General features: G+C 63.2%; 23 protein-coding genes. 20 read left to right on the top strand and 3 right to left on the bottom strand.

Annotated features, from left to right (window positions below):
- Positions 1–183: 183 nt before the first annotated feature.
- Entirely contained in the window at positions 184–3,702 is a 3,519-nt protein-coding gene (locus tag AXA68_RS14860) for a DUF5817 domain-containing protein (RefSeq protein ID WP_066418824.1), read from the top strand.
- Here the strand turns inward: AXA68_RS14860 and AXA68_RS14855 are convergent.
- Complete coding sequence (locus AXA68_RS14855; RefSeq protein WP_066418821.1) at positions 3,696–4,874, bottom strand: RNA-guided endonuclease TnpB family protein; 1,179 nt, start codon at positions 4,872–4,874, stop codon at positions 3,696–3,698. The two genes, AXA68_RS14860 and AXA68_RS14855, sit on opposite strands and share 7 nt — an antisense overlap.
- A complete protein-coding gene (locus tag AXA68_RS17500; protein ID WP_269799198.1) occupies positions 4,867–4,995 on the bottom strand; it encodes a hypothetical protein in 129 nt (42 codons plus the stop codon). Before AXA68_RS17500 ends, AXA68_RS14855 begins: the two co-directional genes overlap by 8 nt.
- Before the next feature lie 846 nt (positions 4,996–5,841).
- On the opposite strand from AXA68_RS17500, the gene AXA68_RS14850 reads away from it, so the two are divergent.
- The 4 genes from AXA68_RS14850 to AXA68_RS14835 all read left to right on the top strand — a co-directional run bounded on the left by AXA68_RS14850 (position 5,842) and on the right by AXA68_RS14835 (position 13,625).
- On the top strand, positions 5,842–6,498 hold the full coding sequence (locus tag AXA68_RS14850; protein ID WP_066418820.1) for a hypothetical protein: 657 nt from the start codon (positions 5,842–5,844) through the stop codon (positions 6,496–6,498).
- Positions 6,499–6,837: 339 nt separating this feature from the next.
- A complete protein-coding gene (locus AXA68_RS16875) occupies positions 6,838–11,142 on the top strand; it encodes a hypothetical protein (RefSeq protein WP_157884858.1) in 4,305 nt (1,434 codons plus the stop codon).
- Positions 11,139–12,815, top strand: a complete 1,677-nt coding sequence (locus tag AXA68_RS14840) for a S8 family serine peptidase (RefSeq protein WP_066418813.1) — start codon at positions 11,139–11,141, stop codon at positions 12,813–12,815. The genes AXA68_RS16875 and AXA68_RS14840 overlap by 4 nt, the downstream gene beginning before the upstream one ends.
- A gap of 9 nt (positions 12,816–12,824) precedes the next feature.
- A complete protein-coding gene (locus tag AXA68_RS14835; protein WP_066418812.1) occupies positions 12,825–13,625 on the top strand; it encodes a hypothetical protein in 801 nt (266 codons plus the stop codon).
- A gap of 98 nt (positions 13,626–13,723) precedes the next feature.
- On the opposite strand, the gene AXA68_RS14830 is transcribed toward AXA68_RS14835, so the two are convergent.
- The gene (locus AXA68_RS14830; RefSeq protein WP_157884857.1) at positions 13,724–13,879 is read right to left on the bottom strand and encodes a hypothetical protein; all 156 of its coding nucleotides are present in this window, start codon (positions 13,877–13,879) and stop codon (positions 13,724–13,726) included.
- Between the two features lie 64 nt (positions 13,880–13,943).
- Between AXA68_RS14830 and AXA68_RS14825 the strand changes: the two genes are divergently transcribed.
- The 15 genes from AXA68_RS14825 (at position 13,944) to AXA68_RS14760 (ending at position 24,315) form a co-directional block, all read left to right on the top strand.
- Complete coding sequence (locus tag AXA68_RS14825) at positions 13,944–15,257, top strand: hypothetical protein (protein ID WP_066418807.1); 1,314 nt, start codon at positions 13,944–13,946, stop codon at positions 15,255–15,257.
- A 1-nt stretch (position 15,258) separates the two neighbouring features.
- Positions 15,259–15,549: a hypothetical protein gene (locus AXA68_RS14820; protein ID WP_157884856.1), complete on the top strand. Its 291-nt coding sequence runs from the start codon at positions 15,259–15,261 to the stop codon at positions 15,547–15,549.
- Between the two features lie 163 nt (positions 15,550–15,712).
- On the top strand, positions 15,713–15,868 hold the full coding sequence (locus AXA68_RS16870; protein ID WP_157884855.1) for a hypothetical protein: 156 nt from the start codon (positions 15,713–15,715) through the stop codon (positions 15,866–15,868).
- A gap of 35 nt (positions 15,869–15,903) precedes the next feature.
- Positions 15,904–16,134, top strand: coding sequence for a hypothetical protein (locus tag AXA68_RS14815; protein WP_066418803.1), 231 nt, complete (start codon positions 15,904–15,906; stop codon positions 16,132–16,134).
- The gene (locus tag AXA68_RS14810) at positions 16,131–16,862 is read left to right on the top strand and encodes a hypothetical protein (RefSeq protein ID WP_157884854.1); all 732 of its coding nucleotides are present in this window, start codon (positions 16,131–16,133) and stop codon (positions 16,860–16,862) included. Before AXA68_RS14815 ends, AXA68_RS14810 begins: the two co-directional genes overlap by 4 nt.
- A complete protein-coding gene (locus AXA68_RS14805; protein ID WP_066418795.1) occupies positions 16,862–17,245 on the top strand; it encodes a hypothetical protein in 384 nt (127 codons plus the stop codon). Before AXA68_RS14810 ends, AXA68_RS14805 begins: the two co-directional genes overlap by 1 nt.
- The gene (locus tag AXA68_RS14800) at positions 17,242–17,559 is read left to right on the top strand and encodes a hypothetical protein (RefSeq protein WP_066418793.1); all 318 of its coding nucleotides are present in this window, start codon (positions 17,242–17,244) and stop codon (positions 17,557–17,559) included. The genes AXA68_RS14805 and AXA68_RS14800 overlap by 4 nt, the downstream gene beginning before the upstream one ends.
- A 46-nt stretch (positions 17,560–17,605) precedes the next feature.
- Complete coding sequence (locus tag AXA68_RS14795) at positions 17,606–18,517, top strand: hypothetical protein (RefSeq protein ID WP_066418790.1); 912 nt, start codon at positions 17,606–17,608, stop codon at positions 18,515–18,517.
- Positions 18,514–18,756 carry a hypothetical protein gene (locus AXA68_RS14790; protein WP_066418788.1) on the top strand — a complete coding sequence of 81 codons (243 nt, stop codon included), beginning with the start codon at positions 18,514–18,516 and terminating at the stop codon, positions 18,754–18,756. The genes AXA68_RS14795 and AXA68_RS14790 overlap by 4 nt, the downstream gene beginning before the upstream one ends.
- Complete coding sequence (locus tag AXA68_RS14785) at positions 18,753–19,043, top strand: hypothetical protein (RefSeq protein WP_157884853.1); 291 nt, start codon at positions 18,753–18,755, stop codon at positions 19,041–19,043. Before AXA68_RS14790 ends, AXA68_RS14785 begins: the two co-directional genes overlap by 4 nt.
- Before the next feature lie 147 nt (positions 19,044–19,190).
- Positions 19,191–19,424, top strand: a complete 234-nt coding sequence (locus AXA68_RS14780; RefSeq protein WP_157884852.1) for a hypothetical protein — start codon at positions 19,191–19,193, stop codon at positions 19,422–19,424.
- 7 nt (positions 19,425–19,431) lie between these two features.
- Positions 19,432–20,031 carry a hypothetical protein gene (locus AXA68_RS14775; RefSeq protein ID WP_066418780.1) on the top strand — a complete coding sequence of 200 codons (600 nt, stop codon included), beginning with the start codon at positions 19,432–19,434 and terminating at the stop codon, positions 20,029–20,031.
- Positions 20,031–21,056: a hypothetical protein gene (locus AXA68_RS14770; RefSeq protein WP_066418777.1), complete on the top strand. Its 1,026-nt coding sequence runs from the start codon at positions 20,031–20,033 to the stop codon at positions 21,054–21,056. The genes AXA68_RS14775 and AXA68_RS14770 overlap by 1 nt, the downstream gene beginning before the upstream one ends.
- Complete coding sequence (locus tag AXA68_RS14765; protein WP_157884851.1) at positions 21,053–22,348, top strand: hypothetical protein; 1,296 nt, start codon at positions 21,053–21,055, stop codon at positions 22,346–22,348. Before AXA68_RS14770 ends, AXA68_RS14765 begins: the two co-directional genes overlap by 4 nt.
- Positions 22,348–24,315, top strand: a complete 1,968-nt coding sequence (locus tag AXA68_RS14760) for a hypothetical protein (protein WP_066418771.1) — start codon at positions 22,348–22,350, stop codon at positions 24,313–24,315. Before AXA68_RS14765 ends, AXA68_RS14760 begins: the two co-directional genes overlap by 1 nt.
- Positions 24,316–24,320: the final 5 nt, after the last annotated feature.

Raw genomic sequence — 24,320 nt, 5'->3', positions numbered from 1 at the left:
CCTTACGTGAACCCCAGTCAGAGGCTCAAGGTCGTGCGTGTAACGGGTCCACCACCGATAACGGAGGTGATCCGCGTTGGCATCCAGTAGCGACTTCTGGCGCGGAGCCCATAAATCTTCTCACCGAAAACCGGCGGTATCGGCGGGGTATCCTGTCGTTAACAGGACATACGGAGGCTCGCGATGACGTATGCTGTCGTTGGCTGCGGCAGTCACGGCGATCATCGTGGGTGCGGGCAACTGTGGATCGTCGAGGACCTTCGGGCGTCGGCGACGGCGACGTGTCCGCACTGCGAGACGACCCACAAGACGGATCAGCTCAAAAAGCTCGGAGAGAGTGACGATTGGAAGGCCACCTGCGAGATGCGCTCGCGGATCATGGCCGATCGCTCGAACGGGTACGACGGCAACTACAAGGAGGACGTTGATCACTACGCGCTGCTGGCCGAGCGGGTCGACCAGCAGCTCGACGAGTTCCACGCCGCCGGCACCGCGACGCCCGACTGTCTCGGGAACGTCGTTCGTGTCGGCGATCTCCTTGACGCCCACACGGCGCGGTCGGATGTCTACACGCCGGACGCGAACGCGAGGGTAACGACCGCAGACGTCGCCGACGCGATCGTCGAGGATCCCGACTACGAGCCAGAACCCGCCGAGCGCGAGCAGTTCCTAGAGATACTCGCCGACGACCACCTCGAACCGAATCATTCGACCGTCGAACTGCCCGAGACGCCCGACCCGGACGACCGATACCCCGAACAGGGGAGCGTCCGCGTCACGTCCGGGTTACAGTCCGACCTCACGAACACCGTTCGCAACGTGTCGCCCTCACGGGCCAACGCCCTTCCGAAGCTCCTCGACCCACTGACCGACGCGTGTGTCGAAGCGGTCGAGGCGATCTCCGATGACGAACGCCAGCCGGTCGGATCGCTGTTGAGCACACCCGACCCGAACAAGCCGACGGGTGTTCACCACCTAGCTGACGAGTACGGCATCGACGCTGGGAACGGGACCTTCGGGCAAGCCGTCGTCGACGCCGCTCGCCACGACCACGTCCCGGAGGACGCTCGCGACTACCTCACGAAGTACGGGACGGGACAGGATCTCGAAGATACTCACCTTGACGCGCTCCGGCGCGGCCACTGCGCGCTCCTCCGGGCGGGTGGGGTGACGCCGACGCTCCACGTTGAGTTAGACGCGGACGCGTGGACGACGATGGAGGATCGCCGGAAGGGCGAACGCTTCTTCGAGGCGATCGACCTGCTCGCGACGGCCGTCGACGTGACGATCGTCGCCGGCGACGCCGTCAGCACCGTGCTCGCCGAGCGGTTTGGTGAGTGGGCTGAGCGTCACGAGATCGCCGATGACCTTACCGACGGCCGTGATACGTCCCGGCCACCCACCCGTGACGAGAGTGAGGCTGATCGCCGCGACGCGTACGACGCCCTCGGCGCGCTCAACAGTGGTGGCCGGTACCGGCTCGTCGGCAACCTCTTCGCGGATCAGTCGCGTTCCGTCCGCTCGCTCCAGAATGACGCCGAAATCGATCTGGCCCCCGACTCCATCAATCGCTACACCGGCGACCTCGAAGCCGCCGGACTCGTTGCGATCGACCGGGATACCACCGGGAGCAACCAGATCACGCTGACTGACACCGGGAAACTGGCGAAGGACTGTCTCACCCCGGATTACTCGCTAGTTTCGCCCGAGCAGGGAACGCTCGATTCGGCGTCTTACCACCCCATGATCGATTCGCAGAAGTACAGTGTGTCGGACGGCCCCGGACTCGGGACAGCCCCCCCGGCGGACTCCCCCGCCGAGTGGCTGGCGGCGACCGGCGACGCGGACGCGGACGGCGCGTACGTCCGCTGGATGGATGGTCGGGGCAGCAATCTGGATGCCTACACCCTTCACAGGCGGTGTACGGCGGCTTCGCGGGGGGATGGTATCACCCTCACGGATGCTCCGGTGCGGGCGTTCGAGGACGGTCGGGTGACGCAGGTGTCGCTCATGGAGGGCACCCTTCACGCGGTCACTCAGTGGGGTGGCGCGGCAGCCACGCTGGGGCGTATCGCGGCCGCCTTATCCACCGGCCGGATCTGGGGGACGGCACTCGATCGCGAGGCGGTGACGGACCTGTGTTCCGACCTCGGATCCGCGCCCCAAGATGTACTGGAGTTCCTTCAACGCGGGATACAGATCGGGTGGATCAACGCCGAGAGCGTCATCGACCAGGACGGCCTCGACTACCTCGCGATCCGCGACCATCTGTATCAAGTCGGCCGGTCGGTGCTGGCCCGACTCAGCCGGCTGGAGGACATGGAGGACGACGAACGTCGGGAGTACTTCCGTGACGCCCACGGCCTGCTGGCGTCCATGACGGCACTCCTCGATCGTGTCGGGGTGGACACGACGATCCAGCTTCGGTTCCCCGAGGGTGAGGCCGCCCGAACGAACGAGAACGTCCGGAATGACGTGGTCTCGTTCCTTGCGAAGACCGCGCCGAAGCAGTCTCGCTACGGCGCTCACAGCGGGTGGCGGCAGGTCGTCGAATCACGGCCGGACAAGCTCAAATACCGCCTGCCGATGGAGGTCGACCCGACGAACCGCACGGCGGACCTCACGGCCTCGTGGGTGGTCGTCGGCGACGGGATGGACGAACTCCGCGAGGACGTGGTGGCTGCGCTCGATGACGTACAACCCCGCGATGCGATCCGCGACGGCAACGAAGAGGGAATCGCCATCGACGTTCCCGTACACATCGGCGGAACGTACACGCACGCCCGATCGGTCGTCGAGAACCTGATCAGCAAGAAGGGCTGGAGTCCCGCGCGCCAGGATACCGGCCGGGTGACGCGGGCGCTGTTGAGCGTGCTCTCACACGCACCCGGCCGTGTTTCGCCGCTGATCGTCGCCGACGCACTCCTGGGGATGGGCGCGAACGAGCACAAATCTGACCTTCGGATGGCCGACGTTCGGGCCGGTCTCGCTCGTGTTGACAGCGAGGAGCTGTTCCCGACGCTCGCACCGTCGGTTGGGAAGCTCGTGCGGGCGCTCGTGACCGCCGACGGCCGGCTCGAAGCCGGCGCGCTCGCCGACGCCGCGGGTATCCACCGTCGGACCTACGCGACGCACATGGAGACGCTCGGGATGCTCGACCTGGTGAACCGTACTGACGATGGGTGGGGGCTGACACTGGAGCCGTGGTGGGCTCCCGAGGCCGACCGCGAGCCCGCCGACCCGACCGCCCGGACGCTTGCGACCGGCGACACGATCCTCCCCGACCAGCCACGGAGCGAGACGGAGGTACTGTCGGAACTCGCGAACGCGCTGGCGTGGCGTGGCGAGACCGACACGTCGGCCGCCGACCTCCGGCTCGACCTCGGTCGACAGCCGACTGTCGACGAACTCAACGACGCGATCCCGACACTCGCGAAGTGGGCCGCACCGATCGCCGCACACTGGCCCTCGGAAACTGTCAAGAATACCTTACCAGCCCATGATCCGCCCGCCATCTCCGGGTTTTCTAACGCCGTTGAGAAAACTGGAACTACCTTACCACCCTATGATCCGGGGTGTGATCAGGGGTGTTCGACCGCGACGATCGGCGTCGTAAGCGACCACGAGCAACAGTCGATCGCATGCCGTTACTATCCGATAGTAACGTACGAACGAGCCGGGCGCGTCGAGGCGGATTACTGATTCTGATCGGGATACGCCTGCCCGATGTTGATTGCCGCGTTCACGTCGGCGTGAACCTCGTAGCCGCAGCGGCGGCACTTGAAGTCAGCACCGTCGCGAAACTCCGGGGTCGCCTGTCCGCATTTCCGGCATCGGATACTCGTGTTTCGCGGGTTGATCAGCTCCACCGGTATCCCCTCTGCCGTCGCCTTGTACGCGATTTTCGTTTGAAGATCCGCGAACGGCCAGTCGTGAATCGGATCGTCGGCCGTCTCCCGGTAGCCAGTGAGGTCTTCCAACACGATTACGCACGGCGTGTGATCACGGGCAAACTCCACGACCTCTTTCGACGCCGTGTGGAGTACGTGGTCGGTGTACCGTTCAATGTCGCCCCGACACGCCTTCACGCCCCGGAGGTCACCTTTCTCGCTCAAGCGATAGCGTTTCTGTTGGAGCTGTTCCCGGTGATGGCGAAACTCCCGGCCCGACTCCATCTTGACGCCCGCCACGCCGTCGCCCGAGACCGCAGCCGCCGCGTACAGAACGTTCTCGCCGATATCGACGCCGACGTGCGTCGAGACGTCATGCGGTTCATACACTTCTACCGGCCACTTCACGGCCAAATGTGCGCGTACGTCTCCGTCGTCGGTGACGTGAAGCACGCACGAACCGGTGTCGGCGTCGCCATCGAATACGCGTTCGAGATACTCCCGAGAGTGAGGTGTCGTGTTGACGTGGAACCAGATCGGATTGTACCTGATGAACGACGCCTTGAACCCGTAGCCCGTGTCGTTCTCGACAAGCTCGAAGTCTTGGTTGGTGAGTTTCAGAAACGAACCGTTTCCAAGATCGGGGCGATCCCCGTGGTCGCCGCGCTGGGCGTGCGACGTGAACATATCGACGGCGTGGTGGGCCGCATTCTGTGCCACGCTCGCTTTTACCGCTCGATCCTCGAACTCCCCAGTGACGAGTTGGTAGAATACGTTGTTGTAGGGGTACCGCTCGGGTTCGGGGATCGACGGCACCATATCGCCGATGTACGACGCCATTGCCTGAAACTCCTCGATGCCGTCGCGCACAAGCTCGGTTTTCTGGTTACTCGTTCCCAGATCGAGGACGGCTGTCTGTACGACCTCCTCGGTTGTGGTACCGGCGGCAAACTTGGTGAGCGAGGACTGCGCCGCCTTACTCATCATCGAACTCGTCTATCGCCTCTTCGATGAACTCTTCCCACGTCCACCCGTGCGCGTCTTTTACCTCAGTACCGCGCTCGTGGACCTCATCGTCGAGTGCGACATTGATCCGTTTGACCATACACTAAGTAAGACAGTAAGTTACTTAGGACTTCGGGTACACGGTGTTAGTAAGCGGACGTGGCTATATGTCATCGTTCGCAACGGGGCACTCCACCCCGCGTCCCGGTTGATTCTACCGGGATTCAGCCTGCCCGCCGACAAGCTCGATTTGTGCGTCGCTGGCTTGGATGCATGGACACGGACCGCAGTCGTCCACGCGGCCACGTCGAGATAGGCGAAAAGCGGTGTATCAACAGCACCCGGCTCAAGGAAGTAGTAAGAGCGGTTGGGGCACAGGGCTTACGCCCGACGTGGTCTCGGAAATCACACACCGCAAAGCCGCCTTTGAGCGGATGAACGAACCCGTCACGCCAAGAGCAGGCACCCCACCGTATTATAGGCTGGTCCACCAACCGGCCGAAAAACGGAAAAAGAAATATCATACTCATATCGCACTCTCGACTCTCGTGGGTAGATCAGCTACCGACTGTCGACGGATGGGACTCAACAAGATCGCCGTGTTGAGCGGCCTTCTTCCTTGTGTTGGGTATTCCTCCAATAGAACTATTTGGGACTGGAGATGCCGTCTGCCTCTCAGATACGATAGTAACCTACTGACCCGATCGCTGATCGCCTACACACGAGCCCGCGAATTGGTTGTCACGACTGGCTTTAAGTACGATGGCCGTGACAGTCAAGATAACTGAGAGGCAGACGGCAACCCCCATACGCCCGCCGACTGTGGCCGCCGGCTCGGTCGGCTGGAACTCGTCACATCGGGTGACGGGCCGACTCTGCTCTCGGACGAATAGCCACGGCACCCCTCAACCGCTGACGGCGCAACGCCGTCGCACAACCCCCTACCATGTCCGAAACACAACGCACTGGAGAGACATCGTCACGCCGACCACCTGGCACGCGCGAGTCACCGTACCCGCGAGAAAACTACTTCGCAAGCGTCGAGGAGGAGTACGATCCCGAGCGTGAGCCGCTCGATGAGACGCGCAACGACCACCACTTACAGGGACTCGATCGCGGCACCTCGAAAGACGAGTGGATCGTCGCGACGCTTCAGAAAGGGCAGGCGACGATGCTGTGTCCGTATGCGCTCAACGAGCCCCCCGACGCGGAGTGGGCGCTTCACGACGCAAACAGGGAGGTGGTCTTGAGCGATCCGAGCGAGTACCCGCCGCCAGCGTCGGGGTTCGTGACGCCCGAGACGGAAACGGCCGCACGGAAGCCGTCGACGAGTCGGTGGCGATTCAACCCCGACCATGGCTACCTCGTGTTCGGCGGGATCCCGCGCGACCTCCCGGCGGACGCGTTCGAGTCGTTCGTCGAAGAACTGATTGCCGCGATCGAGACCGAGGTGTTAGACGACGAGTGTGACGCCGCCCTCGAACTCGCTGCCGAATTGAAAGCGCGTGGCGACCGGAGCGATTCAGCGATTTGCGAGCTGATCGTCCGGAAGATACTCGGCAACGACTCGATCCGAGAATTCGTCGCGACCGGGAACTACTGACCGCCCAACGGCGTCGCGTCGAGCGGACCGATCGCAAACACCTTTAGGAATCCATTTATGATATGGTAGTGACCCGGTGAGCGGGCGTCCCGACCCGTGTCATATTGAGCGACACAACTTGTAAGGGGGTTGTGCCGGTATGACACGGTACGGTGTCCGTTTTGCCGGGTCACATTCATACGCGGTTTTCTCATCGGGAGTGACGGCTGTCCTCGCGATACAGTGGTTTGACGACTAGTACCCCGTCCGGCAGGCAGTCCGGTTCGAGTCCGGGCCGGGGCGTTCACGGTCTCGGCGGTGGCTGATCGCCGAGAGGTAGCAGAACGGAGGTTTCCAGTCATGTTCACCAGTAGTACGTCATCGCAGAGTCGCATCGCTCGGGTACTCGATCACGTTGCCGACGCGCTCGGCACCTCGACACGGGGGGCCGGGCTGTGGCTCGTCGTCGTCACACTCGCGGCGCTCGATGCCGCTTCGACGAGTCTCGCGCTCTCAGCGGGGCTCTCGGAAGCGAATCCCGTCATCGAGATGGCTCTTGGAGTCGGTGGCCCGTGGGGGCTGATCGCGACGCAGGTCGCGTTGGTTGCGGTCGTGACGGTAGTGGTTCGGTCGATGGATAGCGGTGAGATCATCGGGCTCGGGGTCGCGGCGACGCTCGGGATCGCTGTTGTTGTGAGCAACGTCGGGGCCGTGGTTCGGGTTGGTTTGGATGGGGGTGTGGTGTCGGCGATTGGTGTCGGTGTCGGCGTCCTCGTGGGTGTGTTCTGTGGTTACGTCGTCGCCTTCGAGCGGTCGTCGGTTCGGGCCGCGGGTCTCCAGGTTCACAGACGTCGAGAGGATGTGTTCGCGGTCGCCTTCTCAGTGCTCATGGTGACGAGCATGGTAGGGGCGGTGGCGTTTGTTGGGACGCATCCAATTGATGATTCAGAATATAGTGGTACAGCCAGTGCCCAATCTTCTGGAGTTAACACAGCCAATTTAGTATATTTGTCATCCGGTGAATATCAAACAAATGTTGAAGTCTATGCTGTTTATCCAAATAACGGATCACTTGCTTGGAGTACAACAATATCCGGATCTAGTGCCGATGATGTCACGCAAATCAAAAAATTCCCCGACGAAGACAAACTGATTGTGAATGGTGGATATGATATACATACTTTAGATGCCACAGATGGATCAACATTAAGTTCGTATACTGTGGCAAACTCAACGACGGATACCATCACAGCATTAGATATCAATAAAGATGGATCTTTAACCGCAATAGGAACAGATAATGGACATGTTAAGCATGTGTCCACTTCTAATGGAAACACTTTGACGAATCTTCGCAGAGGGAGTGGAGACGGTGTAAATGGAATCGATTATGCTGATGGATACACTTCTGTAAATAGTGGTGATTCCACTGAGATATATGACGGAAATGTTTTATCCTTTACAATGCCATCATATCGATATATATCTAAAATAGATCCAGTACGGAAGCAAGTATATTCATTTACTGGAGATAACGGTGAAGATTTTCTAGCGTATGATTTAGAAACTGGTACAGAGGCCTGGACCTATGAGAATTTGACTGAGGATAGTGGGTATGAAGAAGGTTTTAGTATGCTTTTGGCAGATGGTGGGGAACGGATAATTTATCCTGGTGATACTGAATTTGTCAGTGATGAACAAAGAAATATGCTTGAATTTGGTCCTGCTGGTGATTTGTTAAATAGATATTCAACTGGCGGTTCTGGAAGTCTTAAATTCAATGGACCCTCAGCAATTCTTTCAGACAAAAATACTGTGTTTATCACTGAACCAGGTGATGACTACAGTTTGAGAGCTTATAATATGGACACTAAAACTGTTGAGTGGACAAATTCATATGGAGCTTCTGACTTGACTGATGTTGCGACAGGTGAGGATGTGAGTCTTGGGGCAAATAGTGGTGGAGAAGGTCCACAAACACAAGTCACCGACCAAAACGGCGATCCGATCCAAAACGCCACCGTCGAGGCCTACCGAGCCGACCAAGACGAAATCGAAGCCCAGTTCGGCGATTCCATCTCCTCTGCGGAAGCCGAAGCCGACCGCCTTCTCGACGAAGCCACCGATCCGGTCCCTGAATCCTTCGAGGAGTACGACCTCTCGCCGGGTAACATGGACGCGATCTTCTCCGACGGCGAGCCCACGGGGATCTACCCGACCACGCACACCGAGGCCGACATGGGCCTCGCGGGCTACGTGGATTCACCCGACCTTCAGCCGAGACTCACCTACGAGTCGGGAGAATCCATCTACCTGTACGCGTGGGACCCGAGCGACGGCGCAGCCATGGGATTCACGGACGACGGCGTGACGAGCCAACACGTCGGGTCAGTCGACAGCAATGCGACGTTCGAGCTCACCAAACTCGACGCATTCGGTGACGAGATCGAGTCCCGAGAGATCAACGCGACGCAAACGTACTCGGGCGGTGCGTGGCCGACGACGTTCGAGCACGACTACGCACAAACAACCGTTCCGGATGGCTACTACCGCGTCTCAGTGAAGGGCTCGGACGCGCCGGGATACGTCATCGAGGTGGGCAACGCCGCAGACATCCTCGAAACGAACCTCGAAACCGAAGCCGGCCAACTCTCGGAACGCGCCGAGAACCTCCAGAATCGCCTCGACAGCGGGATCTTCACGCGCCAGCGTGGTTTCACGAACGCATCGGGCGTCCCGCAGGACTTCTCGCTTCCGCAGGGCGAGGTGGCGATTCAGGCGTACAAGGGACCGGACGCGAGCTTCTTCAACGCCGAGGATCCGAGTCAGATCACCGCGAGCGACCTGCGTGACGCCGCCGAAGCGGGGTACGACGGTGCGGTGTATCTCCCGAGTGGGCCACAACGTCTCAACACGAACGACCTCGGCGAGAACGAGAGCGTCACGATCGAACTGCGGAAGGTCGACATCGGGCGCTTCTCCGGAATGGAGGACTACGAGCAACGGATCGATGACCTCCTGAATCAACGCCTCAACGAGTCCACGGCCGAACTGGAAGGTCAGTTCCGCGACTTGATCGGACAGGCGGACCTCGGCGGGCTCAACGAAAGCGAACTCGAATCTCGCTTCGATGACCTCGAAGACCGCTTCGGGACCAACGAGGAACTCACCGAGCGCCTCGATCGGATCAGCGGCGAACTCGACGATCCGAGCGATCTCACGGAAGAAGAACTCCGGGGAGAACTGGAGGACATGGAGCGAGCGATCAAAGAGGAACGCTCGGAAGAACTCCAAAAGGTCGTCGAGGAGAACGACCAACTGGAGAGCCGAGTCGAGGAACTCGTTGGCGAACTCGAAACGCCCGAGAACACGACTGACGAGGACCTCCAAGAACAACTCTCCGCGATGGAGCAGGCACTTGCGGACGTTGAGGGCCAACTGGCTGCCGAGCCACCGACCTCGGAGGTCGACAGCGGCCAGATATTCGCGGAGTTCCCGTTCGCCGAAGACCTCAACCCGGACGCGATCACGGTTCTCGCACACTATCAGGACGGCTCAACGGAGACGATCAGCGACGAGTACTGGCGCGTCGAATCGGCGAGCGTGCTCGGCGGCGACCAGGTGGTCGTCGAGGGGCTCAACATCTCGGATGACCGTGCCGTCGCCGACCTCGAAGTGAAGGGCGTCTCGACTGAGGGCGCACTTGGCACGTCGCGGGACTCGATCACGAACCCCGCGTATCAGGGGACGATCCCCGAAATCGACGCGATCGACATCAGCGCGCTCCGGCCGGGCGTCGGCGAGACGGTCGGCATGAGCGTGCGCTCGTCGGATGAGGGCTTCGCCGGAGCCGAGAACGCAGTCGTGTACGGCCCGGAGGGCCAACAACTCAACGTCTCACAAGAAGACGATCGCTTCCGCTGGACGCCCGAGCAGACGGGCACGCACACGATCCGGATGACGTACACGAACGACATCGGTGGGGAGTTCACCGAGACGGTCCGGGTCAAGGTTCGCGAGACACCACGGTCGGACCCGCCGACCATCCGCGTGACGGACGGCATCGGCGGGCAGTTCGTGCTGGCAGCGGATGGCCTCGAAAGCGGGTCGATCAGCGTCGATGGCGAGGACGCCGAACTAGTCGCACAGGCACCCGGTGGCGAGTCACCGACGACGCTCGATATCCGCGCACAACAGCTCGATGTCGATCGGTTGGACGTGTCGGTGGTCTCGGGAGCGAACCAGCAGTCGGTCGACCGGCACGTCTCACTCCGCGTACGTGCGAACTTCGACATCGAGGACGCGCTCGTACTCCGACAGGCAGGCCAGCCGATTACCGCCGATGAAGAGACGCCATACGGGGCGTTCGAGACGCGAACGTCCGAGCAGGGAGATGAACACCAGGTCGTCGAGACCTACACTGAGGCCGACGGCACGGCGACCGTCCAGGTCAACCGCGATCCGGGGCTGCTTGATCGTGCGAGCTACCAGATTGCGATCTGGGGGATCGATCTTCCGTTCGCGGCGATCGTGCTGCCAGCGGCCCCGAGCGATGCCATCCTCACCATGTCCACCTACACGCCAGCCGTCGATGAGGCAACGCCCGGCGAAATCGTGTTCGGGCCTGGCGACATGACGGCCGCGCCGACGGGGGTGATGACATGAGCGACCAGCCCACCGACGGGAGCGAGCCGACCGACGACCACCGAGTCACACGTCGAACCTACCTGAGATCAGGCGCGGCAGGCGCAACGACGCTCCCGATCGGACTCGGAACGGGAGTCCTTGGAATCGGCGGCGGAACGCTCACCCCGCTCGCCCAGCAGTTCATCAAAGCGCAGCGGCCGGCAAGGATCGGGACGTTCGAGCACTCCATCCGGCGGTACGCGACCGACCCGTCGTGGACGCTCCGGGCGGACAGCGACGACGACTACGCCGCGCTCACCGACTGGGCGAACGAGGATGAGGACGTGACGCTCGTTCGCGAGTACCAGCACCAGCGCGGCGACGGCGGCACCGTCACGATCGGAGCTCCGATCGCGACGGTCGCCGGCGGGTATCTCGGCGGCGGAATCACCGAGGAATCGTGGGTGGCGGCGGCCGACCTCAACGTCGTGACGAGTTTGGTCCAGACGCCGAACCTTCCGATCGACGCTCGCGAGTTCGAGCAGCTCGCCGGGATCGAGTCGCTGATCCTCACGACGATCCAGCAGGACGAGCCGTTCGACCCGACCGAGTTCGAGGCCGGCGACGACGACAGCGAGCAGTCGGCGATCGCGTTCGACGCCGAGACGACGACGCTAGAGGCCGGCCGGGAGGTGATCAACGATACGAGCGAGGACGGAACGGACGCCCTCCTCGCAGTCGTGGACACCGGGTTGACCTACGACGCCAGCATCTACGGGCGAACCGTCGACGTCGACGGCGAGACGACGACTGAATCCCGCGTTCACGAGGATTCGACGGACTTCACGGCCGCGGGCGACCCGACGGTCGCCGAGGAGGGCGTCGACATCCTCAACGACGACTCCGGACACGGGTCGTGGGTGACGGCCGCCGCGGCATCGAGCGCGGCCGAACCCGACCGCGGCGTCGCGCCGGACGCCGACCTGTTCATCGGGCGTGCGCTCGACCACGAGGACGGTTCGGGGGCCGTCGCCGACATCGCCACCGCGGTTCGGGCGGCCACGGACGCCGGCGCGGACGCGACGTGTATGAGCCTCGGTGCGCCGATGTACTCGGCTGAACTCGCGGACGCGATCGCGTACGCGACCGAGTTCGACAACACGATCGTCGTCGCATCAGGGAACGACCGCATGGTCTCGCGGTTCGTCGCATACCCCGCAGCCGACCCGAACACGCTCGCCGTGAGCGCGACGGACGTACCTTCTGACGGTGACCCGACCGCAGTTCGAAGCGCGGCGTTCGCGAACGTCGGCCCGTCGCCGGGGACGATCAATTTCTCGGAAGGCGAGACGAGCAGCGTCGAAGTCGATATCGCCGCGCCGGGGATGGCCCAACAGGCGCGGCTCGCCGGCGGCGACACGACGCTCTCGGGGACGAGCATGGCTGCCCCCGACGTGGCCGGCGCGGCCGCACTCCTTGCGGCACAGGGCGTCGAGAACCCGAGCGAGCGCCTTCGCGAGACGGCCCGACCCGTCCCGAACCTCGCTCCCGCGGAATCCAAGCACGGCCTGCTCGACATACAGGCGGCACTCCAGAACGACGAACCCGAAGACGAGCCCGCGGACGTGCTCACGAGCGACGCCGAGCTTCGTGACGACATGTTCCGGAGTGAGGCGACCGCCCGTGGGAGTTGGATCGCGACGTTACTCTAGAGGGTATCCATGACACGAACCCGACGCCAGTTCCTCGCGAGCGGCGGCACCGCCAGCCTCACGTTGCTACCGGGCTGGTTCCCGTTCCTCGGCGGGGATGACGACACGGACGAGACTGAGAACACCGATGACCGCACACCGACGACGGCCGAGCGCGAGGACCAATACGGAATCACGATCGACTACCCGGAGGAGTGGCTCCAGCGATACCGGCCGGCGTTCATCGCTGATCGACAGACGATACAACAGTCGATCGGCCTGTTCGCTCACCGCGTCCAGTACGACGACAGCGACCACCAGTACGCGTACTACTGGCATCGGCTGAGCTTTCAGGATGGCATCCTGTTCGACCAGGACAGTCATCTCGGCGACACCGAGCCGTGTATCGTTCGGGTCAATTCGGACGGCACGATCGACCGGGTGACGTACACGTTCTATCACCACCTCGCGGACACCATCGAGGGCGAACGACTCACCCGAGCCCTTCGCTCGCGAGCGGTTGGCGAGGAGACGCACGTTCAACTCCGGATCATCGCGCCATGGCACAACTACGCCGTCGTCGAGGGGACGCCGAACCAGCCGGTGACGTTCCTCGATGTCGAGGGCGACGCCGATGCCTCACACCTCCGGACGTGGGAGACGCGCGGCGTGTTCGACCCGACGGCCGATGAGGCGGTGTGGTCTCCTCGCACCGTACAGGACCGCGGGTCGTGGTGGGACGAATCGACGACCGACTACCAGGTCGCGCAACTATACCTCCGACTCGGGCAGTACATCGATATCGCGGGCTCGGGGGAGATAAACCGCTGAGTCACCGACACACACCATGATCAACCGAACCTACGGAGCGTGGGACCGACCGCCGCCGCCCGTTCCACCCCCTTCTAACGATCACCAGTATCGCTCGCTCACCACCCGGTTTTGAAGACGATGTTCAACACGAATACGAAATCCACGACGATAGCCGTCGCTGTCGCACTCGCAACGGTCATGCTGCTGGGCGCGTTCGCCGCCCCGGCCGCGGCCGTGAGCACGGTGACAGTTTCGGCGACCGACAGCGGCACAGGCGCAACGACCACCCATACCGTGTCTTTCAGCGACGACACGGATACTGGGGATATCGATGAAGTGACGATCGACTACGAAGCGACCGACGTGACCGACGTGTCGGCCGCTGACGCCACGGTGACGTGGGGTGGAACGGCTCAGACGGTCTCGAACGTCGAGGTCGTCGACGACACGACGCTCACCCTCACCCTCGATACGGCGTACACACTCGATGGGGCGACCTCCGAGACGGCCGACGTTGAGCTCGATGGCGTCATCAACCCCAAGAACACGGGCGATTACTCGGTCGATGTGACGCTCACGGACACCTCGACGAGCACCGACCTCGGACCGGCCTCAGGGACGTTCACGGTGACGCAGGGTGATACGGCGTCGGTCACGTCCGCTTCTACGCTCTCGGAGGACGCGACGGTCACATACGAAGCCGACGATTCGATGGGCGACGTGCTCGAACTGGAGGCGAATACGGACAACCTCGAACTCCAAGTCCGCCACGATGGCGCGACGCTCGAAACGTACGACTCGAACAGCGACGCCTTCACCGTAGTGACTGCGGCAGGTGACTCCACGCCCGGCACCTACGAGTTCAACGTCACGCAGGGTGCTTACTCGGGCGTCGGCGTGGACTACAACGACACGGCGAACGTCACGTTCGCGGTGGAGAACCTCGACGCGACTGACGCGCCGGCCAACATGTTCACGGTGACGCTGGACAATCAGGCCGACCGCTCGCAGATCCACATCTCGGCGGCTGAGATCGACTCGCCGAACGTGCTCGACGTGACCACGGAGACGGACGAGCCGTGGCTCGCGGAGTACCGCGACGTTGAGAACGAGACGAGCTACGAGGTGTCCGCGACCCGCGGAATCAACGGCGCGAACTCGACAGTGACCGTCTTTGCGAGCGATGACGGCGTCTCCGAGGAGATCGACGCCGCCACCGAGGACGCCGAGGATGGTGACATCATCCACGGCCTCGCGCTTGCCCACGATGAGGGCGTCGCGCTGATCAGCTACAACGAACGTGCCGACCACCTCTCAGATGGCGACTCCTACGCCGTGTACGATTCCTCGACTGACCAGATCGAGTTCACGACGGGCGACGAGTACGAGAACGCTGACAGCGTTGACGTGACGTTCGCGACGACGCCGGCGACCGACCTCGAAGACGTCGAGGTCTCCAGCGTCGCGAGCGCGTACGAGGGCTCGGAACTCGGCATTCGGTCGCTGAGTTCGGACCTCGGGTGGTTCGACGCCTTCCGCGTGGCGGACTCGCCGTTCTCGTGGGAGATTCCTTCGTTAAGTTGGGGGCCGTTCGGTGACGACGACAGCGACGAGGACAACGCCTTCGTTCTCGGACAGGCCGGGGTGTGAAATGAGCACCTTTGGTAATCTTGAGAATAGCATCGGCTCGAATCGAGCGTGGGCGCTCGCACGCCTCGGGATGGCCGTGCTGTACATCATCCTCGGGTGGATCCCGGCGACGATCGCGTTCGTGATCGGCGCGGTGTACTTCCTTGGCGACATCACGCTCAAGCTGACCGTGAATCGCCGGATGGAGTTCCTCAAACCGTGGGCGCGGTCCACGCTCGTGTGGAACTACGATCTGATCCTCTGGATCTTCGGCGTCGAGGACTGGCCAGGCTGGATGGGCTGGACGCCCTGATCTGAGCCGACACGCAGTGTATCGCACGCCAACAGTCAAAATCCCCTACCCGGCCGGCTGATCGTTACTATCTGATAGTAACGTCCACCGGCGACCCGCTTCGGTACCCACGCCGACGCCGCGGTGCGACGCCGCGGGCGGGTGTGGAGGTGACCACCTACCCATGCCGAATCGACCAGACCGAGACGACCGCGGCCGGTTCAAATCCCGGATCCGGTCGGATTCGGGCCATCAAGCACACGAGAGCCGCCTCGGGACCGTCGTGAGACGCGTCTACTGGCGGTGCTACGATCTGTACCACTGGATCAAACCGTGGTAACACACACAGATACCGACGATTCGCCTTCCTCGACGATGTCACACGAACACGCCGGCGACGACAACCGATCGCCCCGGCAACTGGCCGCGATCGCCCTCGTGGCGTTCGTGGCCTTCCCGGGCACGCTCACCGCGCTCGGGTCGGGACTCGTCGTCCTTTACGCGTCGCCGCCGACGCTCGCGACGCCCGGCGCGACCGCGTTGTTCGCCGCTCTCGGGCTCTGTGCGGGCGGGGCGATCGTCGCTCACCAACTCCTCAATCCATGACACGACTTCATACCCGAGTCGTCGCAGTCGGACTCGCGGTCCTCATGCTGTCCACCGTCGCGGTCGCGCCCGCGGCGGCCACGGACAGCCCGTTCGGAGACCTCTGGTCCGATGACGACGACACCGACGAGAATCGCACGCTGACCGACCGACTCGAAGAGACGCTCGACATGGCCCGCTCGTGGGGTGTAGGCGTCGGCGGCGGGCTCGCCGACCGCGTCTCCTATGAGGCGTCACAGTCGACGCCGTGGGCCGACCCGCCGAATCTGAGCGCAGAGGCCACCACGACCCGCGAGACACTCAACAACAACTCGACGCAGATCGTCGCGTACCTCAACAATCAGACGGACGCGGAGAACGCGACGGTCGACACGACGACCGTTCACGAGCTCCGACTCGTCGACGAAGACCACGCGCTCTCGGAGTCCATCTTCCTCGTGTTCGAGTACGACAAGGACGCCGGCGAATGGACGAGCCTCACGGCACGCGAGAGCTACGACGGCGCAGTCGACTACGAGCACCGATTCTCGGGCTTCCTCGCGACGAACACCGCGGACGAGACGGAGCGGTTCGTCTCCGAGTACGTCGCCGAGGACAAGCCGATCGCGAGCGACCGGGCGTACAACGCGGGCGTGCTCTCGCGGTACGCTGGTCCGTTCGGCTCGGACGCCGAATCGACACTCCTCAATGACGGCTTCGACGGGTTCGAGGACGAGGCGAGTTCGTAATGGCCTCGCTGTTCGCGACGGTGTGGGCCATCGTCGCCTACCCGTTCCGACTCGCCGCCGAGACACTTGCGAATCTCCGGGACGTACTCGGACAGGCCACCCCGGAGGACCTGATCCCACCGTGGATCTGGGAGCAACTGACGAGTACGTGGGCGTGGGTCAAGATCCAGTTCCCGCGCGCTCTCGGCTACCGGGCGACGCCCTACGAGCAAATGACGGCCAGTATCGTCCTCGCGGTCATGCTCGTCATCGTCTCGATCGGATTTCTGACGTGGGTCGCGCCGATCTTCCTCTTTCCGTTCCTGATCGGCGCAGCCCGTCTGATACCGCCGGTCGACCGGGCGTGGCCGCTCACGAACTCCCGAGGTGACCGGCCCGTATGACTTGGCGCGATTCTATCCCATCAGTCGACATCCGGGGGTGGCTTCGGAGCGGCGGTCGAACCGGAGCTCGACTCGCGTCGATCACAGCGTTCGTCGTCCTGCTCGGGCTCACCGTGTTCGCGGCGTTCACGGCCGGATCGGTCGTCGTCGCAGCGCTCGCGACGTTCGTCCTCTTCTTCATGTTGAGGGCCGCGCTCCCGGCCGAACGCATCGACGCGTTCGTCTCGAACCTCCTCACCGGCGACGCCGGAATCCGGAGTTACGAGTGGCTTCTCGACCAGTACAGCACACTCCGGCGACGATTCTCTCGATGACCACCCTCCACTCAGGTCACTATCTGATAGTAACGACCACAGAACCATGACACAAAACACGTTTCGAGCGATTCTCACGGCAGTCCTCGTCGTCTGTCTCGTCGGCCTCGCGGCCGGCGGGACGCTCGCACAGGACGACACCCTGAATCCGGAAATGGAGGTCGTCTTCGACGAGTTCCGAACTGACGAGGCCGTCGTTGAGAACGCCAACACGACCGGCAGCACACAGATAACCAAACAGAACACGCGGGCGACCGTCGAAGACGACGACGCGTTCGTCCGACTTGGGCTCGAAAACCCGAACTCCTACGCCGTCGCCTTCGAGGTCCAACTCGACAAGGCGATCGTCAAGCCGGCGACGCTCGGAACGGTCCGGGCCGTCGATAATGATACCGTGACGGCCAACTGGGAAGCCAATCACGACTTCGAGGCCGAGGAGACACATACGCAGGTGACGGTCGTCGTCCCCGCGGAGACGGACGTGCTCTTCACGCCGAGTCAACTCCGCGTCAAATCCCTTTCGTGGACCGGCGAAGCAGAACGCTCGGCCGAGACGATCCGTGAGCGCGTCACGCAACTATGGGAAGAGAATCGTCTCGAACAGCGAGAATACGACGTGACCGGCAGCGAGGGTGAGATCGTCACCGTCGACCTCCAGAATCCCGAGACGGGCGAGCGCGTCGAGGAATGGCACGCTACCTACGCTCTCAGCGATAAACCCGACGCTCGCCCGACGCCGCTCGCGGAGGGGACGGGCGAGCCGGTGTTCTACCGGCCGATCGAGAACGATGAGGGCGACGTCGAGGCCATTCAGGTCACCTTCAACGAGGCCGCGACTGTCACCCTCACGGTCGAACCGACGGCCACCGAGAAACTCGGCTACGAAGTGACGAGCTACCGATCGAGCGTGTTCGACGGCTTCGATTGGGGGCCGTTCGGTGGGGGGTGGAATCCATGACGAGTACGGCCGATTGGCTCCTCTGGTCGCTCGCAGGGCTCGCCGTCCTCATCTCATTTGCGAACCCCGGCGGGTTCATCATCGGCGCAGCGATCGCGTTTCTCCTGCTTGGCGGGCGGTACGGCCTCCCGTTCATCGGCGATTACATTCGCACGAGACAGACGGGCGTCGGGCAGGCCAAGGCTCAACGAAAGATCCGCGACACCATGCGACGAAACGACGACGAGAGGGATCGATGACCACGCTCAATTCGCTGTTGATGATCCTCGTTCCCATCGGCGTCGCGTTCGCCGTGGGTCACCTCCTGTTCCGTCAGCGAGGCGCAGGGGCGGTCGCCGCGACTGCCGGCTACGGCACCGTAACGGGCGTCTTCTGGACGCTCGTCGGCGTGTTCATGATCGTCGGCGGGCTCCAGATAATCGGCGGCCTGATCATCGCGATCGCGTGGTTTCTCACCCGGGGAAACTACCGACGCTTCCAGAAGGAGGGCGGCCTGCGGGCGATCCTCGCAAATGGCAACTCCTAATCCACGCCGTAACGCCGTGTCTCTCTTTAAACGCCGGAGATTTGTAATCGTCTTACAACCGCCGTAGCGGCCTGTTCCTCACGACATGACCAGAACACACCCACCCAGCGAGTCGTATCGCCACCGACCACCCGCGGGCCACCGACTATGCTTCAAGACGCCGGTCGTGTGACGCCCGTCAACCGTGCGATCCAGTTCTACGTCTCCGTCGCGACGGCCTGTGACTCGGCGTTCCCGTTCGACCCGCACGACCCGTACGTCGTCCGCGTCGTCGACGACGCCGTCGTGATCACGCCACCGACGTGTGACCGCGAGACGCTGGATCTCCCCGCGATCGAGGCCGACGTACGCGCCTCGATCCCGACCCCCTCCGATGACTAACCAGATCATGAGCACAGAACCACCCGACATCGACGACATGAGCGAGATGAACAGCCCCGGTCTCGAAGCCAACCTCGAATGGCTCCGCGAGACGCTCCAACGCCGAGTCAAACACATTCAGGACGACGATCTGAAACACCGCGCAGTCCGGTGGATCCAGCGGTCGCTCCAAGTTCCGGCGAGCACCGTTTCGGATTACATCGACCACCAACTCTCCGGCATGGAAGCCGAATATCGGATGTACAACCACGACGGCGTCGACGACCCGACCGACGCCTTCCCTGACTCCTGTGAGGGGTGTCCCCACTACGGCGGGGGGTGTCCGATCACTACGTGGCGATCGCCACAAGAAGAGCTGGATCGGATCGCCGAATCGACGGCCGACGGCGCGGCGTTCAAACGGGAGATCCGCGGGCTCGCGACCCTTCACGACTGTCACCGCATCCCGACGTGGATCTCGGAGTGGGAGACGCGGTACGAGGGACTCGTCGAGGAAGGGTGGGACATCTACCTGAGCATCGAGATCGACGTGGGGATGATGGACAGCCCCGGCGCGGAGGTCAAAGTCGATCTCTCCGAGGATGACGACGACGGGGGCGGGTACTGATGATCGAGACGATCGCAGCCGTCACGGTCGCCGTCCTGGTCATCCTCGCTGCGCTGTGGTATCTTCGCCGACAGGTGCGCGAGGACTTCGATGAAGCGACCGAACACATCGAGAGCGGCGATCCCGACGCGACACACGTCAAGGGGAGTTCATCGATCCCCATCCGGGCTCGCGCGAGCGGGCTCTCGATGACGGCAAAAGTACTCTTCACGGCGATCGCGGGCATCTTCATCGTCGTTGCCGTCTTCGCCTTCCAAACCATCCGGACCGGGTCCCCCGCCGAAGTGATGTTCGCCGACCAGTTCATCACCGCCGGGCAGGTCGGGGTGGGCGTCGTCGTCGGGATCATCGGCGTCAACATGGCGCAGAAATCCGTCGGCTGGCATCACGTCGTGTTCGAGACCGAAAGCGGCGACGTCCAAACCGAATCCGTCCCCGTCGACGTGAGCGGGATGGAAGCCGACACCGAGGGCAACACCGTCGTGACCGAGTACGCCCGGACGCGCGTCCTCGGGCTGTTCCGGCGGACGAAACACGTCGCCGAGGACGCCACGCTCGACGGGACGCACCGCGCACCGGGCAAGCCCATCAAACACCAGATTCCCCAGCACGCGGTCGCGATCGACGACAACGAGTGGGTCACGCGGACGGCCGAACAGACGCCGACGCAGAGTCCCGACGTAGAAGCGGACTACGTCTATTCGTCGCCGATCGAACTCTCCTACGACAAGTTCGTCGACATGAAGGAGGCGAACCGGCGCAAGGACATCCAACTCACGTCGTTGGAGTCGACGGTCGCCGTCCTCGAAAAGGAACTCGAAAAGCTCGAACGCCGCCTCAAGAGCGGGCAGTATAAGGAGGAACAGGAGGTGCTCGGCAAGATCGAGCACGTAAGCGAGATCATCAGTCAAGCGTCCTCAGAGACGGAGCGGCCGTCCGAGCAGCGGTCGACGCACGTGAATCTGAACGAGACGGATCGGAACGGCAGCGGGCAGGCCGCGGCGACCGACGGAGGATCCACATGAACTACCGAGTGCTACTGGCCGCCCTGTTGGTGGTGACGGCGACGCTCCCCGTCGGGGCGGTCGCCGCACAGCCGACGGCGGACACTCCCGACGGCGTGGTGTATCAGACGGACGATCAAGCCGGCGACGAGACCGAGACAAACGAAACGTCCTCCGGTGAGAGCGACGGAGAGAACCCCGACTTCAACGACGACCAGCCGGCCGAGTACGCCGATGACGGCACACCCGGTGCCGCCGCCGGCCTTCGTATCACGCCGGTCGACTTCGGCGAAGAGTGGATGGGCGTCGAGACCACGGACTCGGATGCCGAGTACGCGACCACCGGTCCGTTCGCTGTGTTCTCGCTGTCCGCCCCCGCCGAGAGCGCACGCGTTCCGCAGTCGGCTGCGGACGCCCAACTGCTTGAAGGCGAGCAAACGCTTCGCGTCGATTTCGAGGATGACGCCGCGCCAGTCGACGGCGAGAGCTACTACGAGATCGAGTTGTTCTTCGCCGATGGGTCGACCAAGACGATCGGCCTCACCGCCTCACAGACCGGGGTGAGCGTCGCCGCCTCGGACTACGCCAAGTACCAACCGCTCATCGAGGAGATGGAAGAGCCCGCCACGGAGCGCGGCTTCGAGGCAACCCCCGAGGGCCTGATCGAGTACCACTCGTGGCAACAAGATCGCGTCGAGATCATCGAGTCGTTCCTCGTCGAGCGCGCGGAACAGTTGTTCGGCGTCATCGTCCTCGCGGTCCAGAACCCGCTCGCGTGGGTACTCGCGCTCATGGCCCTCGCGCTCGCGGCGTTCAAGCGCGAACAGCAGCACGGGTGGATGCTCGACCGGATCGAAAACGACGCCGGCGAGACCGCTCGCAAGGACAAGCAACTCCGGTCGGCCTTCGCCGAACACGTCCAAGCGTCGAACGAGGAGTACATCGGGAAGATGGACGAAGTGAACGATCAGCAGGCGCAGTATTGGCGGGATAGCTTCGACGTGTACTCCGTCCGGCAACTCGCCGAACTCGCAAAGCGCGGCCCACACGATCCGTCGGGCGAGACCGTGACGGACGGCGGGGAGACCCGGCCAGCGATCGCGACTATCGACCCCGACGAGATCCAGAACTCGTGGCTCGCCAAAGCCTTCTCGACGAATCGACTCGCTGACGCACAGGAGGCGTTGACGTGTATCCGGGCGGCGTGCGTCCGGATGGAAGCGAAGTACGGGCTCGGCCACGAGTACACCGAAACCCGTGACGCTGTCGAGACGTTGCTCGAACAGGTCCGCGAGAAGGAGGCGTCGTACTGATGGCCGACGATGATCCTCACGACGTGGGTGACCACGACGACGAATCCGACCTGTTCGGCGATGACGATCGCAACGACGAACCCGACCTGTTCGGCAACGACGATCGCAACGACGAGCCGAGCCTGTTCGGCGACGACGATCGCAACGACGAACCCGACCTGTTCGGCAACACGCCCGACGACGATACCGAATCCGATGACGGGCTCACACCCTTCGACACGAGTTCGGACCAAGAGACGCCGGATGAACCCGACTCACCGGAAGACGTCGACCCCGACGGTCCTGCTGACGACTCCGAAGCCGCTGACCAGAATCCGGACGGCTCGACCGGTCTCCCGGTCGGACCCATAGACGACGACACACGGACGCGAAAGGACGTGTTCGTCTCGTGGGCCACCGTAGCGGCCGAACGCGCACAGGCGACCGCACGGACCGCCTCGGCGGCCGTGCGCTCGTACGTCGAGACGATGGTCGTCCTCACTCGGACGCACGTCATCCCGTGGCTTCGCGATCAGGCAGCCAACTCGCGGACGCTCCCGAAGCGAGCGAAAGAACGCGCGATCCTGTTCGTCCTCGGCCCGTCGGATACGATCGGGACGCGCGTCGGCGCGCTCGTCATGCTGCTCGCGACGGCCGTCCTCGCGGCGGCTGGCTTTCTCGCACTCTCCTCGGGCGTCGACGCCGGCGGAGATTCCTCGTGGTTCATGGCGCAGTTGGTCGGGGCCGCGACGAGCGTGTGGAGTTACGCGCTCGTCCTGCTCCTGCTGTTCGCCGTTCTCCGGGTGACGCAACGCTCGCGAGCCGCCTCAAAGGCTGCCGCCCGAACGGGATTCGCCGAACAGACGTGTCACCGACTCGCCGCCGAGGCCCGGACGGCCGACGGTTGTTCGACCATCGTGGTGTCGCCGGCGGACAGCGTCGACTCCGCGTGTGAGCGCATCCTCTCGGCTTTCGAGACGCCCTACAGCGCGCTCGATATCGAATGGGATTCTACGCACGTTCTCGATGACGACATCGTTGACGCCGCTGCCGCGAGTGCCGAGGCTGCCGACGAGACCGACCTCGTGCTTCACGATCGCGCTAACGCCGACCCCAGTGAGCACGCCCGCCTCACCCGACTTGAGATCGCGAGTACGATCGACTTCCGCGATCTCTTCTGGTCGGCCGCCATCCCGGCCGGCATTACGGCGCTCGCCGGGCTCATTCTCGTCCAGTTTTGGGCCGCCCTGTGGGTCTATGGCCTGATCGCACTCGGCGCAGTCGTCGCCGGCTCGGCGTGGTACATCGGGAGTCACTACTGGCGACGCCGCCGTGCGAAGGCCGTTCGGAACCCCAGCCAGCGAGCGAGCTACGACGATATTGCCGTCCTCGCGAAGAAAGTCGAGACCGAAGACGTGACCGCCTACTACGGCTGGGTCGGCGGCACCGTCTACGCCGACTACAACGAGCTCCGACTCGCGTGGACGCTCTCCGAGGTCGCCCACGCTCACATCGAAGGCGAGCCCGTCCCGCCGACGATCCAACAGAAGTTCGCGCGGAACCTCCAGCAGTACCTCCCGAACCTAGAAGGCTACGAGGAGGCCGTCGAGAAGCCCGAGATTCGCGACCGACTGATTCAGGAGGTGGCCGAGTCGTCATCGGCCCGCCTACCGAAGAACCGTCTCGCCGACCGTGTCATCGACCGCGATCTTCAGCGGATCGGTGGCGTCGGGTACGACCCTCGACTCGTCGCCGAGGCGTACGCCGCGGTCGTCCCGTACGCGCTCGTCGAGGAAGACGTCGAGGTCGAAACGCCGACCGAGGGCGCAAAGCCGCTGTCGGTCGTCCGACTCCGAACCGAACGCGTGACACCCGAAGCGATCGCGACGGACGCGCAGTTCTCGTCGCTGTATCAGCCGGAGTACGAACCCGACTTCGACCTGCCGGCGGTCGACCTTCACGCCCCTGAGGCGTCGCTGTCGGACTGACCGAC

This window comes from Halorubrum aethiopicum, from assembly GCF_001542905.1.
GTDB lineage: Archaea > Halobacteriota > Halobacteria > Halobacteriales > Haloferacaceae > Halorubrum > Halorubrum aethiopicum.
Note: the sequence above shows the minus strand (reverse complement) of the source record. Positions and strands in the feature narration are given on the sequence as shown.

Coding starts and splice junctions, on each gene's coding strand:
- AXA68_RS14860 (WP_066418824.1), top strand. CDS start 184: ATGACGTATGCTGTCGTTGGCTGCGGCAGTCACGGCGATCATCGTGGG.
- AXA68_RS14855 (WP_066418821.1), bottom strand. CDS start 4,874: ATGAGTAAGGCGGCGCAGTCCTCGCTCACCAAGTTTGCCGCCGGTACC.
- AXA68_RS17500 (WP_269799198.1), bottom strand. CDS start 4,995: ATGGTCAAACGGATCAATGTCGCACTCGACGATGAGGTCCACGAGCGC.
- AXA68_RS14850 (WP_066418820.1), top strand. CDS start 5,842: ATGTCCGAAACACAACGCACTGGAGAGACATCGTCACGCCGACCACCT.
- AXA68_RS16875 (WP_157884858.1), top strand. CDS start 6,838: ATGTTCACCAGTAGTACGTCATCGCAGAGTCGCATCGCTCGGGTACTC.
- AXA68_RS14840 (WP_066418813.1), top strand. CDS start 11,139: ATGAGCGACCAGCCCACCGACGGGAGCGAGCCGACCGACGACCACCGA.
- AXA68_RS14835 (WP_066418812.1), top strand. CDS start 12,825: ATGACACGAACCCGACGCCAGTTCCTCGCGAGCGGCGGCACCGCCAGC.
- AXA68_RS14820 (WP_157884856.1), top strand. CDS start 15,259: ATGAGCACCTTTGGTAATCTTGAGAATAGCATCGGCTCGAATCGAGCG.
- AXA68_RS16870 (WP_157884855.1), top strand. CDS start 15,713: ATGCCGAATCGACCAGACCGAGACGACCGCGGCCGGTTCAAATCCCGG.
- AXA68_RS14815 (WP_066418803.1), top strand. CDS start 15,904: ATGTCACACGAACACGCCGGCGACGACAACCGATCGCCCCGGCAACTG.
- AXA68_RS14810 (WP_157884854.1), top strand. CDS start 16,131: ATGACACGACTTCATACCCGAGTCGTCGCAGTCGGACTCGCGGTCCTC.
- AXA68_RS14805 (WP_066418795.1), top strand. CDS start 16,862: ATGGCCTCGCTGTTCGCGACGGTGTGGGCCATCGTCGCCTACCCGTTC.
- AXA68_RS14800 (WP_066418793.1), top strand. CDS start 17,242: ATGACTTGGCGCGATTCTATCCCATCAGTCGACATCCGGGGGTGGCTT.
- AXA68_RS14795 (WP_066418790.1), top strand. CDS start 17,606: ATGACACAAAACACGTTTCGAGCGATTCTCACGGCAGTCCTCGTCGTC.
- AXA68_RS14790 (WP_066418788.1), top strand. CDS start 18,514: ATGACGAGTACGGCCGATTGGCTCCTCTGGTCGCTCGCAGGGCTCGCC.
- AXA68_RS14785 (WP_157884853.1), top strand. CDS start 18,753: ATGACCACGCTCAATTCGCTGTTGATGATCCTCGTTCCCATCGGCGTC.
- AXA68_RS14780 (WP_157884852.1), top strand. CDS start 19,191: ATGCTTCAAGACGCCGGTCGTGTGACGCCCGTCAACCGTGCGATCCAG.
- AXA68_RS14775 (WP_066418780.1), top strand. CDS start 19,432: ATGAGCACAGAACCACCCGACATCGACGACATGAGCGAGATGAACAGC.
- AXA68_RS14770 (WP_066418777.1), top strand. CDS start 20,031: ATGATCGAGACGATCGCAGCCGTCACGGTCGCCGTCCTGGTCATCCTC.
- AXA68_RS14765 (WP_157884851.1), top strand. CDS start 21,053: ATGAACTACCGAGTGCTACTGGCCGCCCTGTTGGTGGTGACGGCGACG.
- AXA68_RS14760 (WP_066418771.1), top strand. CDS start 22,348: ATGGCCGACGATGATCCTCACGACGTGGGTGACCACGACGACGAATCC.